Origin of the sequence: Gilvimarinus xylanilyticus (assembly GCF_024195295.1) — a bacterium.
Lineage (GTDB): Bacteria > Pseudomonadota > Gammaproteobacteria > Pseudomonadales > Cellvibrionaceae > Gilvimarinus > Gilvimarinus xylanilyticus.
On record NZ_JAMFTH010000001.1, the window covers coordinates 1,437,620 to 1,454,594 of the forward strand.

Here is a 16,975-nt window from a genome sequence, read left to right on the forward strand (position 1 = left end):
AGGCACTAGCGACGTTCAAACAGCGCCATGGTCTCGATATGCGAAGTCTGGGGGAACATTTCCATCACCCCCAGCCGGGTCAGGGCAAAGCCCCCGTCGACCAACTGTTTAGCATCTCGCGCCAAAGTCGCGGGGTTACAGGACACATACAGCACTCGCTTTAAGTCAGTATCGGCGAGCTGCTCACACACTTGCGGCGCGCCGGCGCGCGGCGGGTCCAACAAAAAGGCATCCACCGATCCGGTTTGCGCCAGCACCTGCTTAAGTGAGACTTGAGTCAGATCGCGGGCGATAAACTCGGCATTTTCCAACCGGTTGGCTGCGGCATTCTCGCGCCCGCGCACGACCATCGACTCCACCGCCTCTAGCCCGATGGCGCGCGCACCGCCCGCCGCCAACGGCAGCGTAAAATTGCCAATACCACAAAAACAATCCACTACCACCTGGCCGGGCTCCAGCGCGAGCCAGTCAAGCGCCTGGGCAATCATTTGGCGATTAATGACCGGATTCACCTGAGTAAAATCCGACGGGTGATACGCGAGACTTAGCTGACTTTCGGGTAACGCAAAACGGAGCCTGGGATCGACGCGCGAGCCCTGTGTATCACGCAATAGATGCGGGTCTTTATCACCCTGCAACCAAATACGCGTTTGGTGGGATTGCGCCCATTCAGCCAAGTCATTTAGGGCCCGTTCGGGCAGCGGGCGAAGGTGGCGCAGCACGCAAGCGGCGCCCTGATCGTCGCAGGCCAAATCAATATGGGTGACCGCCTGCAGTTGATGTTCTTGCAGCCAACGGCCCAGCGGTGCAATCAGGGGTTCTAACGCCGGCTGCAGAATAGGACACTGGTGCAGGTCCACCAATTGTTTATCCCGAAATTGGCGAAAGCCTAAGGTCACCTCGCCCAATCGATCAAACTTAACCGCCAGCCGGGCGCGAGCGCGATAACCATAGGCAGAAGCAGCCAAGGGCTCGGCCAGCTGGGCAGGCGCCTCGACCTGGGCGCGGCGCAACTGATCTACCACGGCCTGTTGTTTAACCGCCAGCTGATGCTCGCGACTCATAAACTGCAACTGGCAGCCGCCGCACACCCCAAAGTGTTTGCACCGGGGCGACACACGCTCGGGGGCGGACTCAATCACCTCTAGGGTGCGCGCCTCGGCAAAACGAGACTGCTCGGCGGTTAAGCGCACCCGCACCGTTTCGCCCGCCAAGGCACCGGCGATAAACACGGTTTTACCGTCCATTTTGCCGATGGCGCGGCCGTCGTGGCTGGTGCCCTGGGGGGTAATCTCTAGTTCGCGCGGGGTAAAAGACGGGGCCCGGCGCGGCCGGCGTTTAGGATTGTGGCGCTTCATTAAAAAGCCCCGAGGATAAATAGCGATCACCGCGATCGCAGATAATCGCTACGATAACCGCATTTTCCACCTGCTCCGCCAAATCCAGTGACGCCGCCACCGCACCGCCAGAGGATACACCGCAAAAAATCCCCTCGCGGCGTGCCAGCAGGCGCATGGTTTGCTCGGCCCGCGCCTGAGACATGCTGACGATTCGGTCGACCCTGCTTTTATCGTAAATCTCGGGCAGGTAGGCCTCGGGCCAGCGGCGAATACCGGGTATACTGGCGCCGTCTTCAGGCTGTAGGCCGATAATCTCCACGGCCGGGTTCTGCTCTTTAAGATAGCGCGAAACGCCCATAATGGTTCCCGTAGTCCCCATTGAACTGACAAAATGAGTCACCTTGCCGTGGCTCTGCTGCCAGATTTCGGGGCCGGTTCCGCTATAATGCGCCTCGGGGTTATCCAGGTTACCAAACTGATCCAGCACCCGACCCTCGCCATCCGCCTGCATTTTAAGAGCGAGATCGCGCGCGCCCTCCATACCCTGCTCTTTGCTCACCAAAATAAGCCGGGCGCCGTAGGCGGCCATAGAGGCTTTGCGCTCTTCAGTGCTGTTATTGGGCATAATCAAAGTGAGGGGGTAGCCCTTAATCGCGGCCACCATCGCCAGGGCGATACCGGTGTTGCCACTGGTGGCCTCAATTAACCGATCGCCGGGCTTAATATCGCCGCGCGCCTCGGCGCGGTTAATCATCGACAAGGCGGGCCGGTCTTTCACCGAACCGGCCGGATTGTTGCCCTCAAGCTTCAACAACAAGGTATTACTGCTTTTGGGGTCAAGCAGGCGCTGTGCCCGGACCAGGGGCGTGTTGCCCACCCAGGTATCGATTGTTGGAAACTCCATGAGGACCTCTGACAGCTTGCAGCCGCGCGCAAAAGCCGACTATTCTAAGGAGCTGCCGTTAAACTATCAATTGGCGATAAATTCTTAGGCCCTTAGTGGCTCAGACCTGTACGAGAGAGAATGAAGAAGAACAGTGTAAAAACAGAGCTCTGGCGTCTAATTCTATTGCCCGCCATCAGCATCACCTTGCTGTTATCGGCCACCCTGACCTTTTTATATCTCGGCAGCCTGGATCGATTTGTGGATCAACGCGGCCGGGCTCTGGCGGAGAAAACCGCCCACCTGGCTTATATTGCCATTCGCCATCACAACCCCGAATTGCTGCAACAACTGCTACTGTCCACCCTCGAAGAGCCGATGATTCGCGCCATTCATGTGGAAGATGAGCAAAATCAACTAAGCCAACATTTTGGTCCGCGCTTTTTACCCGTGCAAAAAGAGGCGCCGCCCCACGCCGGGCAAGCCAAGGCCGCCTATACCAACTACTCAGCGCGCTTCTCCTACCCCATCGTCAAAGGCGATGGCACCGACCCCCAGGGCATTTTGGAGCTCGAACTGGTTCTGTCTTCCTATTGGGTCACCATTTATCAAACCTTGCTGATTGTGGTGATAGCCACCATTGCCTGTCTGATTTTGGCGGGACTTTTTGCGCTTAAACTGCACGGCAACATTGTGCGGCCTATTAGCCTTTTGAGCGACGCTATCAGAAGTCTTTGCGAGGGGCATTTGCATACCCGGGTGAAGGGCGAGTTTGCCTACGAGTTCGAGCAGCTCGCACAACATGTCAACGCCCTAGCCGCGACCGAAGAGCAGGCGCAAAATGACATTCAGGTGCATATTGAACAGTCGATGGAGGACTTGCGCGAAACCCTGGAAACCATTGAGATTCAAAACATCGAACTGGACATGGCGCGCAAAGAAGCTCTGACCGCCAGTCAGATTAAGTCTGAGTTTCTCGCCAACACCAGCCACGAAATTCGCACGCCCCTCAATGGCATTATTGGGTTTAGTAATCTCGCGCTTAAATCACCCCTGAATGACACCCAGCGCGGCTATGTACAAACCATTCACGACTCGGCGCAAAATCTGCTTACAGTCATTAACGATATTCTGGATTTTTCCAAAATCGAATCGGGAAAAATTGAGCTGGACTATGTGCCCCTGCCCCTGCGCCAAGTTGTCGAGGCGGCCGTCGATAATGTCAGCCCCCAGGCGCGGGAGAAAAACCTGCAGATTCTCATGATCGTGGATAAAAATATTCCCCCGCAATTAATGGGCGACCCGCTGCGCTTGACGCAAATTTTAACCAACCTACTGAACAACGCGATTAAATTCAGCGAACGCGGCACAATCACGGTGGAGTTTAAACTGGAGCGTTTTAGCGAAAACCGAGTCACCGTAAAAGGCTGCGTCAGCGACGAAGGTATAGGCTTAAGCGATGCACAACAATCCCAGTTGTTTGCCGCGTTTTCGCAGGCGGACACGTCGACCTCGCGCGAGCATGGGGGAACCGGCCTCGGACTTGCCATCTGCAAAGGCCTGGTGAATCGAATGAACGGCCAGGTGGGGGTCGACAGCCAGCAGGACCGCGGCGCAACCTTTTGGTTTACCGCCGATCTGGGTGTCGACCCACATTACGCCGCCAGCGACGAGCTCTACTTTAAACGCAAGCGATTTTTAATCTGCGCCACTATTGATAACGGCTACCGCCAGCTGGCCAACCTGGCTGAAGGCTGGGGCGCCGACTGCCATCGCATCAACTCCATTCACGACGCGTTTACCGCCCTGCGTAGCAAACAACACTCGGGGGAGTCCTATGAATTAATTTTACTGGATGTGGCGCCCGACGAGCGCCAACTGCCTCCGGCACTGTTAGATAATCTGGCCGGGCAGTTCGCCAGCGAATTTTCCTGCAAATTGATTGTCTGCTGCACCGCCACCCACAAAGCGCTGTTCAGCGAACATGTCACCGATACCTCGCTGGAAATTCTGGCAAAACCCTTGGCGCAAGAGCCACTACTGCAGGCCATATGCCGAACCCTGGACATCGACCTGCACCACCCCACCACCTTTCCACAAACCAGCCAAGAAAAGCCTTGCCGGGTTTTGCTGGTTGACGATAACGAGGCCAACTTACAACTGACCACCGAATTCTTAACAGACTTGGGCGCCGAAGTAACCCCCGCAAAATCCGGGGAACAAGCTCTCGAAAAATTCACCGAACAAACGTTTGATATTGTCTTAATGGACATTCAAATGCCGGGCATGGATGGCTTGCAGACCACGGCAAAACTTCGCGCTATGGAAAACACCGAGCACCGAACCCCGGTGGTGGCGCTTACCGCTCACTCAATGACCGAGCAGAAAACAGAGCTATTGTTGGCGGGGATGGACGACTGTATCCGCAAGCCCGTGTCTGAAGAACAGCTGGCGCACACACTCTCGCGCTGGACTCGGCTCCATCAGCCCCAGGCGATTAATGAGCCCCGATTTCCCACTACGCCACCCACACCACAAAACCACAGCAGCGGACCGGTAAACCTGTCGCAGTGTTTGAGCCTGGCGAATCAAAAAGTTGAATTGGCCGAGGATATGCTGCGCATGCTGATCGACTCGCTGTCCGATGAGAAAAAGAAAATTAACGACGCCTTTAAGGCGCAGAACTGGGCGCAACTGCAAGAACAAATTCACAAGCTCTACGGCAGCAGCTGTTACACCGGCGTGCCCCATTTGCGCAGCTTGGCAGGTTTGATTGATAAAACCCTACAGGCCCGGGAAACCGACGCCCTGGGCCATATGCTTACCAGCTTAAATACAGCCATTGATCAATTGATTGACTGGGGAAAGCAAAATGATATTAGGGCCTGTTTACGCTAATTAAATGCAGCCTGTTGTGACTAAAAGTTCGTCAATCAAGGCGCGAGGAGAGTGGTTTGGTCACTCCAAATGAACGACGAGCAACGCAGGGTGGCGGATTTTTAGCCGCAACCCGAAGGGCTGGAGCCAGTTTTGTCCCCAGCGTTGTTGCCGATCGCTTATTTGGAGTAACCAAACTTCGCTCACGGCGCCTAGCTGGAAACAAAACTGGCTTCCAGCAGGCGCACTTAATTAGCGTAAACAGGCCCTAGCGGGCTATTCAACGATTTACCTGCCTGAACAGCTCGCGTGAGCGCAGGGGTTTTGCCCCTAGTAAGTGCTCCAGCAATTGGCGATTCACACGTTTGGCGGTTCGCTTGGCCACCACCGAATCTTCCCCATGATAACTAACCGCGAGAATATCCGCGCCCTTCAGAACCGCCAGCCCCGCCGGAGGGTTTACGCACTTGATAAACCCAGCCTCGGGGTCGAGCCGGTACCAGGCCTCGGGTTCGATAGCCTCACCACTGGCGGCGCAGTGGCTCCAGTTAATCCCCACCCCCAACTCCTGCAATAAACGATATTCAAACCCGCGCAATACGGGCTCAATCTCCGCGCTCTGGGCCAGTGACTGGACGGCATCCTGATAGGCGGTAAACACTTGGGGGTGGGCATCGCCCTCGGGCAATAAGCGCAGCAATAGCTCATTAAGGTAAAGGCCGGAATACAGCGCCGGGCCTTGCAGAAAATGGCGCAAGCCACTGGCCTCAAAGTGAGTCATCAGCAGCAAACTGCCCTTGCCCTGCATTGACACCAGTAGCGGTATAAAAGGGTTAATCAGGGAGCGATGGGCATTTTTCTTTTGCCGCTGACCACGCACCACAGCCCCAATCATGCCATGCTGACGGGTCAGGCAGTGAGCGATAATGCTGGTATCGCGATAGGGGCGGGTATGAATAATATAGGCCTGTTCCAGCTCGACCCGCTGCATAACGAAAAACCGTTACAGGTCGTCGTAGCCCAGACTGCGCAGGGCGCGCTCGTCATCGGACCAACCAGATTTTACTTTGACCCAGAGGCGCAGCATGATCTTTTGCTCCAGCAGCTTTTCCATATCCTGGCGCGCCTGCTGACCGATCTGCTTTATGCGGTCGCCTTTGTTACCAATCAAGATACGCTTTTGGCCATCGCGCTCCACCAGTATCACCGCGCCTATATGCAGGGTTTTACCGTCGTGCTTATACTCTTCAATTTCTACCGCCATCTGGTGAGGCAACTCATCGCCCAGTTGGCGGGTAATTTTTTCACGCACAATCTCGGCCACCATAAAACGTGCCGAGCGATCGGTAATTTGGTCCTCGGCAAAAAAGTGGGGACCTGTGGGCATGTAGCTTAAAATCACTTCTTTAAGGCGATCTAAATTAGTGCCGCGCAGCGCCGACATAGGCACAATCTGGTCCGCCTTAAGCCGCTCGGACAGCACCTGAAGATGTGGCAAAAGCGTGTTTTTATCCTCAATTTTATCGACCTTGTTAACCGCCAGAATAATGGGCGAGCGCGAGGACTCCAGCCGTTGCGCGACCATTTCATCTTCTTCGGTAAAGGCCAGACGATCCACCACAAAAATGACTAAGTCCACATCTTTCATGGCCGAGCCCGCGGCGCGATTCATATAGCGGTTAATCGCGCGGGGCTCGTTTTTGTGTTGCCCCGGGGTATCCACAAACACCACTTGATCATTCCCTTCGGTGAGAATGCCGGTAACGTTATTGCGGGTGGTTTGCGGTTTGCGCGAAGTGATGCTCACCTTCTGGCCCAGTAAATGGTTCAGCAAGGTAGATTTTCCCACATTGGGGCGACCGACAATGGCTACATAACCACAGCGGGTATTGGAATCGGTCATAGGGTCTCCGGTTAAACCACGCCCAGACGTTTTAACGCCTGGGATGCACTTTGTTTCTCGGCCGCCCGGCGACTGCTGGCGCTGGCACGCTCGGGCTGAGGTAAAAGGGATACATGGCACTCAATGGTGAATGTCTGAGCGTGGGCTTCCCCATTGACCTCAACCACTTGATAATCCGGCAGCGGCTCGCGCTTGGACTGTAAGTATTCCTGCAAACGGGTTTTGGCGTCTTTGGCGGGGGTATCCAGGCTAAGGGCCGTCAATCGGCTGGCGTACCACTGCAAGACTCGCTGGCGACAGACCTCAAGACCAGCCTCGCGATAGATAGCGCCAATAATCGCTTCAACCGCGTCAGCAAGGATGGAGTCGCGGCGCTTACCGCCGCTTTTCATCTCACCTTCGCCCAACTGTAAACAATCACCCAGCTCAAATTCCCGTGCCAGCTCCGCCAGCGTCTCGCCTTTTACCAACTGCGCACGCAAACGGCTCAGCTGCCCTTCGCGAGCTTGCGGAAATTTGCCAAATAAGGCCTCGGCGATTAAAAAATTGACGATGGAATCGCCCAAAAACTCTAATCGCTCGTTGTTTTGCGCCCCTACACTGCGGTGGCTAAGGGCCAGGGTGAGCGCTTGTGTATCGGCAAATTGATAGCCCAGGCGCTGCTGCAACCGGGTTAATAAAATCTCACTCACTTTTTGTCACTATTTTCCGGGGCGTCGCAACATTCTTCGGGGCGCGAGCTGTCCAATACATTATGAAAGCGAAGCATCACATCAATATTGGCCATTAGCGGCACTCGGGTCTCGTATTGATTGACCACGATAATCCCCTTGCTGCCCTGAACAAACTCAAGCTCGCGCGCTTGTGGGCTGCGAACGCCGTTAATACTGTAATAGCTTTCCAGGCGGCGGGTAATTTCGCTTTTGCTCATGCGTTTTAAGGACTCGCCCTCATCGGCCAGGGCTTTAAAACCGTTAACAATGTAGTAATTTTCAACATATACCGGCACCAACTTGGCCGCACACATACCAAAAAATGCGACCAGCACGATCACCAGTAGCCAACCGATTGATGACAACCCTCGTTGTGATGAACCTGTACGCATACTCGCTATCCTCTGCTTAAGTTTCTTTTAGTATAACCTAGGTTATCACTAATCAATCGCACCCACTCGATCAAAGCTGGGCAAGCTGAACAGCGAGTCCCAGTGCATCCAAACGGCTACGGCTTTACCCACGATTTGGTCTTCGGGGACAAAGGGATCGTCCCAGCCGCGACTATCAAAGCTGTTGTCACGGTTATCGCCCACCATAAAGTAATGCCCTTCCGGCACCTGCCAGCTGCCGCGTTGGCTGTAGCGGCCGGGACGCAAATACTTGCGGGCGGTAAAGGTGTGCTCACCCAAGGTTTCTTTAACCAAGCGAAATTGCGGGCGCTGGGGTGGCAGCACGGCTTCGAGCTTTTCATCCACCGGCTCGCCATTGATAAGCAGCTGATGGTCGTTGTACTCAATGTGATCTCCGGGCAGACCAATCACCCGCTTAATGTAGTAGGTATCGGGCAGATGCGGCGGAAAAAACACCATCACATCGCCGCGCTCGGGGTCGTTAACGGGAATAATTTTTTTGTTGATTACCGGCAGGCGCAAGCCATAGGTGTACTTGTTCACCAAAATAAAGTCGCCCACATCCAGAGTGGGCTCCATCGAGCCCGAGGGAATCTGGAAGGGTTCGGCGACAAACGAGCGCAGCACAAACACCACCAGTAGCACCGGAAAGAACGACTTACTGTATTCAACAATCACCGGCTCGCGACTCGCCTCGCCCACCGCGCGATGGTAAAGCTTGTAGTTTTCGCTATCGGTATCGCCTAGATTTTGCTCGTCAAACTGCGCTTTGGCGGCGGCTATTTTACGTTTGCGCGGACCGGCCAGCACCAGCGCATCGAACAGCCACACTAACCCCGTCAAAAACACCCCAATGGTAAGAATTAGGGGCAGGTTAATATTTTCCATGTATTCGCCTTGTTGTTAACTCTGAGCCTTGTATCGGTGCGGAAGAGTGTATCTGCGCGCTTAATTATCAACCTGCAGCACCGCCAGGAAAGCAGACTGGGGAATTTCTACATTACCCACCTGCTTCATTCGTTTTTTACCTTCTTTTTGCTTCTGCAACAGCTTCTTCTTACGCGAGGCGTCGCCACCATAGCATTTAGCGGTTACGTTTTTGCGCAGGGCCTTCACCGTAGAGCGCGCCACCACATTGCCGCCAATAGCCGCCTGAATGGCGACATCGAACATCTGCCGGGGAATCAGCTCTTTCATTTTATCGGTGAGGTTGCGACCAATACTCTGGGCGTGATCGCGGTGGACGATCAGAGCCAAGGCATCGACCCGGTCGCCGTTAATCAGCACATCCAGACGCACCAAGTTGGCGGCCTCAAAACGCGAGAAACTGTAATCGAGCGAAGCAAAGCCACGGCTGACGGATTTTAAGCGATCAAAGAAATCCATTACCACTTCGTTCATGGGCATGTCGTAACGCACCGACACCTGATTGCCCATATAGTGCATATCGCGCTGCATGCCGCGCTTTTCGGCGCACAGGGTAATCACCGCACCCAAATGTTCCTGAGGCACTAAGATGCTGGCCTCGACAATCGGCTCGCGCATCTCTTCAATGGAACCCAAGTCAGGCAGCGAAGAGGGATTATCCACGTAAATAGTCTCGCCCTTGGTGGTCACAATTTCGTAGACCACGGTGGGAGCGGTGGTGATTAAGTCCAGGTCGTATTCGCGCTCGAGTCGCTCCTGGATAATCTCCATATGGAGCATACCCAAAAAGCCGCAACGAAAACCAAAGCCCAGGGCGTCGGAGCTTTCGGGCTCGAAAAACAGCGAGGCATCGTTCAGGGTTAGCTTTTGCAGGGCTTCGCGGAAGTTTTCAAAATCGTCCGAGCTTACCGGGAACATACCCGCGTACACCTGGGGCTTCACTTTTTGGAAACCGGGCAAGGCCTCGGTATCCGGGTGGGTGCTGGAGATAATGGTATCGCCCACCGGAGCGCCCTGAATATCTTTAATACCGGCGACAATAAAACCTACCTCACCGGCTTTTAACTCTTTGAGTTTGGTCAGCTTGGGATTAAAGACACCCACACTGTCCACCACATGGGCTTTGCCGATCGACTTGGTAAAGATTTTATCTTTGACCCGCAAGGTGCCCTGGGTGACCCGCACCAACGACACCACGCCCATATAGTTGTCGAACCAGGAATCGATAATCAGCGCCTGCAGGGGCGCATCGCGATCGCCCACCGGCGGCGGCACCAAGCGCACCAGCTCTTCCAGAACGTCTTCAATACCCAGGCCCGACTTGGCGCTGCAGCGCACCGCTTCGGTGGCATCAATGCCAATCACATCTTCAATTTCCTGCGCCACCCGGTCCGGCTCGGCCTGGGGCAAGTCCATTTTGTTGAGTACCGGGATGACTTCCAGCCCCTGCTCAATCGCGGTATAGCAGTTGGCCACCGATTGCGCCTCAACGCCTTGGGCGGCATCCACCACCAGCAGCGCGCCTTCACAGGCAGACAGCGAGCGGGATACTTCGTAGGAGAAGTCCACGTGCCCCGGGGTATCAATAAAGTTGAGCTGATAAGTCTCGCCGTCGCGGGCTTTATAATCGAGGGTGACGCTTTGGGCTTTAATGGTAATACCGCGCTCGCGCTCCAGGTCCATGGAATCGAGCACTTGAGCGGCCATTTCCCGGTCGGTCAAGCCGCCACACAACTGAATAAATCGATCCGCAATCGTGGATTTGCCGTGGTCGATATGGGCAATAATGGAGAAGTTGCGGATGTGGCTGATTTCTTTAGGGTTCGTACTATCTGACATTCGGTCTCAACTCATGCGCGGGCGCTGGGCGCCGGCGGCGAAAATTGTCGATCCCGCCCGCAGCGGTGAACTGTGCGGTACGCGGGGCGTGCGCAAAAGCGGCAAGTTTAGCTTATTTGCCTGCCCCATGCTATGACATGCCCAGGGGTTTAGCGCTAAACGCCGGTATTTGCTAAAATCGCGCCCCCAACTCAAACCACCTATTTTAAGCGGACCGCCCATGACCTCTCCTACCCTAACGCTCGCCTGCGACTTGATTGCCCGCCACTCTGTCACGCCCGAAGACGCCGGGTGTCAGGCGTTGATGATGGAGCGCCTGCAAGCCATAGGTTTTACCTTACACAAACTTCCCTTTGGCGAGGTAGACAACTTTTGGGCGGTGCGCGGTGATTCGGGACCTTTACTGGCCTTCGCCGGGCACACCGATGTCGTCCCCACCGGCCCCGAGGCGCAATGGCAATACCCCCCGTTCGAACCCTGCATTGTGGACGGCATGCTGTGCGGGCGCGGCGCGGCCGATATGAAAGGCTCGCTGGCCTCAATGGTGGTGGCCTGCGAAGAGTTCGTCGCCCAACACCCCAATCACACCGGCCGTATTGGCTTTTTGATTACCAGCGATGAAGAGGGACCGGCCGATAACGGTACGGTTAAAGTGGTTGAGTGGCTGCAGCAACAGGGCGAACAGATCGACTGGTGTATCGTGGGCGAACCCTCCAGCACCCATAAGTTGGGCGATGTCATTAAAAACGGGCGGCGCGGCTCGCTGGGCGCCGAGCTGACGGTAAAAGGAGTTCAGGGGCATGTGGCCTACCCGCATCTGGCCGAGAACCCTATTCACACTCTGGCACCGGCATTAACCGAGTTGGCCGCCACCGAGTGGGACCAGGGCAATGATTTTTTCCCGGCCACCAGCTTTCAGGTATCCAATCTCAATGCGGGCACCGGTGCCACCAATGTAATTCCTGGCGAAGCCCATGTGGTGTTTAACTTTCGCTTCTCAACCGAGGTGACCGAGGCCGAGCTGCGCGAACGCACCGAAGCCATACTGAACCGCCACGGACTCAACTACGAGCTGACCTGGAAACTGAGTGGCCAGCCCTTTCTGACCGCCGAGGGTTCGCTGGTAGATGCCGTCGTCAAAGCCGTGGAAGATACCACCGGTTACCGCCCCGAGCTCTCCACCAGCGGCGGCACCTCAGATGGTCGCTTTATCGCGCCTACGGGCGCTCAGGTGGTAGAGTTGGGGCCGATAAACGCCACCATTCACAAGCTCAATGAGCGCATTGGCGCGCAAGAGTTGGAGCAGCTAACTCAAGCCTATCGCCGCACTCTGGAAAACTTGCTGACTTAACTTGCTGAATTAAAAAAACGGCTTTTGCCATTGCTAGCGCCGCTGTGGGGCGGGTAATGGCGAGTCGAGATAGATCACTTGCCAATCCGCGCGACTGATCTGCTCTTTGGCCCAGCGCAGGCGATCAAACTCGTCGATTAGAGCGTCCAGCGATCCATCGCGCTGGGCTCGCTCCAAGCCTAGGGTAAGGCGCTTGGCCAGCTTGGGATTATCCGGCGAAACGTAAAAATAGACATCGTTGGGATAGCTCAATACCAAGTTGGGCACCATAGCAAGATCCAGCTCGGGGTATTGTTCGATCTCACCGCGCACCTGATAGATCCCGCGAGGGAAATAATCAAAACGGTCCGCCGCCAACATCCGAAACAGCGGGTGATAGCCTGTTGCTGTCACATAGGGTAATTGATTGTGTGCCAGGACCTTGACGTCGGGCCACTGTGCTCCCACCCCCGCCACCCGCTGGCGCAAGTCGCTCAACGCCAAAGGATCGGTGTACAGCGGCAAATCACGCTCGCGCACAAGCAACATGCGATACTGAGTCAGCTCGCCGAGCAAAGACACCGGCACCCGCAACAATCCATTGTCAGCACGCTCGACGCTATTGCGCCACATGACGTCCACTACTCCGCGCTGCACCGAGACGCGCAAACGGTTATCCACCAGTAGCTGTTCGGGCAGGCGCAACTCAAACTCACCATACTCCGGAACGGTTAACTGCAGAGCTCTGTGCAACAGCCGCTTAAAGTAAAGAGACTCTTGATTACCATCTTCAGCCCCGTAACTGGGGGCGACAATCACCTCAACATCCCCCCCGACCTGTTGGGCAAGGGTAAAGACCGATGCCAGGCTTAGGCTAAGCCCCAAAAACAGTATCGCCCAACACTTGTTCACTATTCGCACTGCCACCTTCTATCGCCGATCGCGGGTTTAGGGCATCCTGATCTACATTATTATCACTCTTGAAATCCTGGCACACGTGCTGGCACTCCAAGGGCTCGCGGCGAAGCATCCATGCACCGCGCTATTAACTCGTCAATGTTTATTGCCGGGCTAACAGCTTGATATTTAACGCAGCCAAGTTGCCCCCGTATAATACGCCAAATTTTCTTCTATAGGGCACCTGGCTGTACTTTGAAAAATTACTATCAATTTATGCGCGCTCACTGGGCTCTGCTCAGCTTTGGTTTTGTCAGCATTTTTTGGGGCAACTTTGGCCAATCCTTTTTCGTCAGCTGGTACGGCAGTCATATTCAACAATCATTGGGCTTAAGTGCCGCCAGCTACGGCAGCTTGTATTCGGCGGGCACCCTGGGCAGCGCACTCACCATTATCGCTGTGGGCGGGCTAGTGGATCGCAGGCCCCTGCCGCGCTTTACCGCGCTGGTGGGCATGGGGTTAATGCTTGCCTGCCTGCTTATGATGAGCGCCACCGCGCCCCTGGCATTGTTGCTGGGGTTTTATTTGCTGCGGCTGTGTGGCCAGGGCCTGCTGCCGCACACGGCGCAAACGACTATGGCCCGCTATTTTGACGACCACAGAGGCAAGGCCCTGAGTCTGTCCGCCAGCGGTGTACCGGTGGGTGAGATTGTCCTGCCGCTGATTGCCGTGGCCTTAATTGCCGCTATTGGATGGCGCGGCAGCTGGTTGGTATTGGCCGCCAGTATTCCGGTTATTTACCTGCCGCTCAGCCTCTATCTGCTGCGCCGTGCGCCGCAAAACACCCACCTGCCCCCTGACGTGGACGCGCCTGCGCAAACGAATAGCCAGGGGCGCCGGGCCATGTTCCAAGACTATCGATTCTGGCTCGCCCTACCCGCCGTTTTGGCCGCGCCCTTTATTGTCACGGGTATTTTTATTCAGCAGGGTTTTATTCTGGAGCAAAAGAACTGGTCTGCGGTTTGGCTGGCCAGCTGCTTTGTGGTCTACGGCATCAGTCATTGGCTAAGCTCGCTGGCCGCCGGTCTGCTGGTGGATTTATTTAGCGCCCGCAAGCTGCTGCCGTTTATGCTGGCACCTCTGGCGTTGGCGTTGCTGGTTCTGGCGTATCTGCAAGGGCACTGGATTGCGCCGTTGTTTATGGCTCTGTTGGGCGCCGCCATCGGTATGGCCAGCCCGATTACCGGTGCCCTGTGGGCCGAGGTATACGGCACCGGCAAGCTGGGTTCGATTCGCTCGCTGATGACCGCGTTTATGGTCTTCTCGACTGCCGCCTCGCCGGTATTGTTTGGCGCCATGATCGATGCGGGAACAAGCGCGGCGCAGTTATTCGGGGTTTGCGCGCTCGCGGTGGTGTTGGCCGCCTTGCTGGTGGTGTTTTCCTACCCGCGCGGCAAAAATAACCCGGCGCTGGTATGATCTATTAACCTGGCAATTAAGATGCACGTCCTGAGCATCTTAATTGTCGCCCTGTAAAATCGGCGGAATTTGCGAAACCCCTTGATTTTATAGGGCTCGCGCCCGCCTTCGGCGGCGTCGGCGCATCCTGCGCCGCTATTAACCCCGCAATCGCAATTGCCGGGGTAATAGGAACCAAGATAAACACTTATAAGGATTGTCTGTGCGTCTGTCATCTGTGCTCTGGCCGCTCGCTTTTCTCTGCCACTGGCTGGTTGCAGGTTTTGTCGCCTGGCACCTGCTCGCCCAGGTAGATTTTGCCTATCCCCAGGCTTACCAAGCGCTGGATATCGGGGCTCATATCGAAACCTATGGACCGCAAAACCGCTACAAAGATGATTTTGCCGATACCGATAAAGAGCAGCGGCTCGGGTTATTTCATCAGATTAACGAGGCTATCCACCAAGATCCCGATTCGTTGGCTGAGATTACCTACACCACAAACACAGGCAAGCTAGTCGCGCTATTGCGCCCGCCCGAGGTCGTCCACTTGCAGGATGTCGCGCACCTGATCGACGGGGTGTATGCAGCGGGCTGGAGCGCCCTGTTGGTGCTTATTGCCACCACCTTGGCGCTGCGCCTGCAGCAAGCCCCCCTGCCGCACCCGCGACATGTGATTCTGACTTTTACCGGTGCCATCGCCCTGGGGGCTCTGGTGGTGTTTGCCGCCGGCCCCAAAAAAGTGTTTTACCTCCTACACACCTGGGTCTTTCCGCCGGAGCACCCCTGGTTTTTCTATTATCAGGACTCACTGATGACCACCCTAATGAAAGCCCCCGACCTGTTTGGTTTTATCGCCGTGCTTCTGCTGCTGCTTTGGACCGCCATATGGGGCATAAGCCTTTGGGCCGCCATCAGACTGTGGCGGTAACCGCAGCGACAAAATCTATTGACCACAGAGCTTACCGAAGAGAGCATTTATGATTATTCAGACCGAAACCGTCGACATCCCCACGCCTACCGGAACCATGCGCACCTATGTCTACCGCCCGGTAGCCGAGGGTCGCTATCCGGCGGTTATCTTTTACTCGGAAATCTTCCAGCAAACCGCCCCCATCGCGCGTTCGGCGGCGATTATGGCCGGTCACGGCTTTGTGGTGTTAGTGCCCGAGGTCTTTCACGAGTTGAACCCCATAGGCACTGTGCTGGCCTACGACGATGCGGGCAAGGACAAGGGTAACCAGGATAAATTTAGCAAGCCTTTGGCCGACCACGACAGCGATACCCAGGCCATGTTGAGCTTTTTGGATGAGCGCGATTATTTTAATGGCCACGCGGGCAGCATGGGGGTTTGCATTGGCGGGCATTTGGCGTTTCGCGCGGCATTGAACCCACGTATTCAAGCGGCCTCGTGCCTATACGCCACCGACTTGCACTCCAACACCTTGCCCGCTGACGACGCCGATCAGACCCTGGCGCGCTGTGGCGACGTAAAAGGCGAGCTAATGATGATCTGGGGCCGCCAGGACCCCCATGTGCCGGATGCAAATCGCGCGGACATTAACCGGGCGCTGCGCGAGGCGGGCTGCAATTTCACCTGGCACGAATTTAACGGCCAGCACGCCTTTATGCGCGACGAGGGCGAGCGCTATGATGCCGAGCTGGCGCTGAACGCTTACCGCTTATCAGTGGATTTATTCCGCCGCACCTTGAACTGATTGATTACGTGGCAGTGGGCTCAGCCGCTTGCTGAGCCTCTTCGCGGAGCTTATCGCGCACATTCATCAGCACCTTGCCGTAGCGATTGTCGCCGCGTTTATCCCGCCCGCAGCCCCAGTAATAGTCAAACTGGCTGTCTTCTACCAGGTTTTCATCACCCGTTGCCAACAGCTGCTGCCCTAGCTCGGGGTAGGTGCGCATTTTGGTGTACACCGCGCGGGTCATCACCACAGGCTTAACCTGCTTCCAGTCGCCGCGCTTTTTACGCAGCCAGCCTTTGGCCGCCTTGCGCGCGAGCGCAACTGTGTCCGCTTGCCGCACCCGCTCCCGGTCGGCCTCGTTCATAAAGCGCATCGCCAAATAGTAGTGCTCGACTGTCGACCAGCGTTTGCCCTCTAACTCAAAGGGGTGATCCGAGACTCGGCTCAGACCATCGTCGGGGTTCTCCATGGAAAAATAGGTCGCGTTTTCCGCCGCCGCGCTGAATAGACTCACTTTTATCTCACTTAAATGACCGGGTGTGGCTGCACGGCAGCATAGGGCTACCCGCAGCGCTTTTACACAAAGCACTGCATCCTCTGACGATGCACGGCAACGTCGATTCTCGACGATTAGCGCCGGTCCACGCTGTTAAAAAGCCGCCTCAGAGGTGAAACCTGTGGGAAAATTCATTGTA

At 55.8% G+C, this 16,975-nt stretch carries 15 protein-coding genes; 5 read left to right on the forward strand and 10 right to left on the reverse strand.

Features of this window, described 5'->3' with window-relative positions; all coding sequences use genetic code 11:
* Positions 1-5 precede the first annotated feature (5 nt).
* Positions 6-1,358, reverse strand: a complete 1,353-nt coding sequence (gene rlmD, locus M6D89_RS06240) for a 23S rRNA (uracil(1939)-C(5))-methyltransferase RlmD (protein WP_253967161.1) — start codon at positions 1,356-1,358, stop codon at positions 6-8.
* Complete coding sequence (cysM, locus tag M6D89_RS06245) at positions 1,339-2,244, reverse strand: cysteine synthase CysM (RefSeq protein ID WP_253967162.1); 906 nt, start codon at positions 2,242-2,244, stop codon at positions 1,339-1,341. Before cysM ends, rlmD begins: the two co-directional genes overlap by 20 nt.
* 120 nt (positions 2,245-2,364) lie before the next feature.
* On the opposite strand from cysM, the gene M6D89_RS06250 reads away from it, so the two are divergent.
* The gene (locus tag M6D89_RS06250) at positions 2,365-5,121 is read left to right on the forward strand and encodes a response regulator (protein ID WP_253967163.1); all 2,757 of its coding nucleotides are present in this window, start codon (positions 2,365-2,367) and stop codon (positions 5,119-5,121) included.
* Positions 5,122-5,380: 259 nt separating this feature from the next.
* Here M6D89_RS06250 and recO read toward each other — a convergent pair whose 3' ends face one another.
* From recO to lepA, 6 genes are read right to left on the reverse strand one after another with little or no spacing between them, the layout of a single operon-like run.
* A complete protein-coding gene (gene recO / locus M6D89_RS06255; RefSeq protein ID WP_253967164.1) occupies positions 5,381-6,091 on the reverse strand; it encodes a DNA repair protein RecO in 711 nt (236 codons plus the stop codon).
* Between the two features lie 12 nt (positions 6,092-6,103).
* The gene (gene era, locus M6D89_RS06260) at positions 6,104-7,003 is read right to left on the reverse strand and encodes a GTPase Era (RefSeq protein ID WP_253967165.1); all 900 of its coding nucleotides are present in this window, start codon (positions 7,001-7,003) and stop codon (positions 6,104-6,106) included.
* 11 nt (positions 7,004-7,014) lie between these two features.
* Entirely contained in the window at positions 7,015-7,695 is a 681-nt protein-coding gene (gene rnc / locus M6D89_RS06265) for a ribonuclease III (protein ID WP_253967166.1), read from the reverse strand.
* On the reverse strand, positions 7,692-8,108 hold the full coding sequence (locus M6D89_RS06270; RefSeq protein ID WP_253967167.1) for a DUF4845 domain-containing protein: 417 nt from the start codon (positions 8,106-8,108) through the stop codon (positions 7,692-7,694). Before M6D89_RS06270 ends, rnc begins: the two co-directional genes overlap by 4 nt.
* A gap of 48 nt (positions 8,109-8,156) precedes the next feature.
* Positions 8,157-9,017, reverse strand: a complete 861-nt coding sequence (lepB, locus tag M6D89_RS06275) for a signal peptidase I (protein WP_253967168.1) — start codon at positions 9,015-9,017, stop codon at positions 8,157-8,159.
* Positions 9,018-9,077: 60 nt separating this feature from the next.
* Positions 9,078-10,895 carry a translation elongation factor 4 gene (lepA, locus tag M6D89_RS06280; protein WP_253967169.1) on the reverse strand — a complete coding sequence of 606 codons (1,818 nt, stop codon included), beginning with the start codon at positions 10,893-10,895 and terminating at the stop codon, positions 9,078-9,080.
* Positions 10,896-11,115: 220 nt separating this feature from the next.
* Between lepA and dapE the strand changes: the two genes are divergently transcribed.
* The gene (gene dapE, locus M6D89_RS06285; RefSeq protein ID WP_253967170.1) at positions 11,116-12,246 is read left to right on the forward strand and encodes a succinyl-diaminopimelate desuccinylase; all 1,131 of its coding nucleotides are present in this window, start codon (positions 11,116-11,118) and stop codon (positions 12,244-12,246) included.
* A 33-nt stretch (positions 12,247-12,279) separates the two neighbouring features.
* Here the strand turns inward: dapE and M6D89_RS06290 are convergent, their stop codons facing one another.
* Entirely contained in the window at positions 12,280-13,137 is an 858-nt protein-coding gene (locus M6D89_RS06290) for a transporter substrate-binding domain-containing protein (protein ID WP_253967171.1), read from the reverse strand.
* A gap of 240 nt (positions 13,138-13,377) precedes the next feature.
* Here M6D89_RS06290 and M6D89_RS06295 point away from each other — a divergent pair, with 240 nt between their 5' ends.
* The 3 genes from M6D89_RS06295 to M6D89_RS06305 all read left to right on the forward strand — a co-directional run bounded on the left by M6D89_RS06295 (position 13,378) and on the right by M6D89_RS06305 (position 16,298).
* Positions 13,378-14,601 carry an MFS transporter gene (locus M6D89_RS06295; RefSeq protein ID WP_253967172.1) on the forward strand — a complete coding sequence of 408 codons (1,224 nt, stop codon included), beginning with the start codon at positions 13,378-13,380 and terminating at the stop codon, positions 14,599-14,601.
* A 202-nt stretch (positions 14,602-14,803) separates the two neighbouring features.
* Positions 14,804-15,511 carry a lipoprotein intramolecular transacylase Lit gene (locus M6D89_RS06300; RefSeq protein ID WP_253967173.1) on the forward strand — a complete coding sequence of 236 codons (708 nt, stop codon included), beginning with the start codon at positions 14,804-14,806 and terminating at the stop codon, positions 15,509-15,511.
* Positions 15,512-15,560: 49 nt separating this feature from the next.
* Positions 15,561-16,298 (forward strand): dienelactone hydrolase family protein, encoded by a 738-nt coding sequence (locus M6D89_RS06305; protein WP_253967174.1) that lies wholly within the window; start codon positions 15,561-15,563, stop codon positions 16,296-16,298.
* 4 nt (positions 16,299-16,302) lie between these two features.
* Here M6D89_RS06305 and M6D89_RS06310 read toward each other — a convergent pair whose 3' ends face one another.
* Positions 16,303-16,794 carry an NADAR family protein gene (locus M6D89_RS06310; protein ID WP_253967175.1) on the reverse strand — a complete coding sequence of 164 codons (492 nt, stop codon included), beginning with the start codon at positions 16,792-16,794 and terminating at the stop codon, positions 16,303-16,305.
* Positions 16,795-16,975 lie beyond the last annotated feature (181 nt).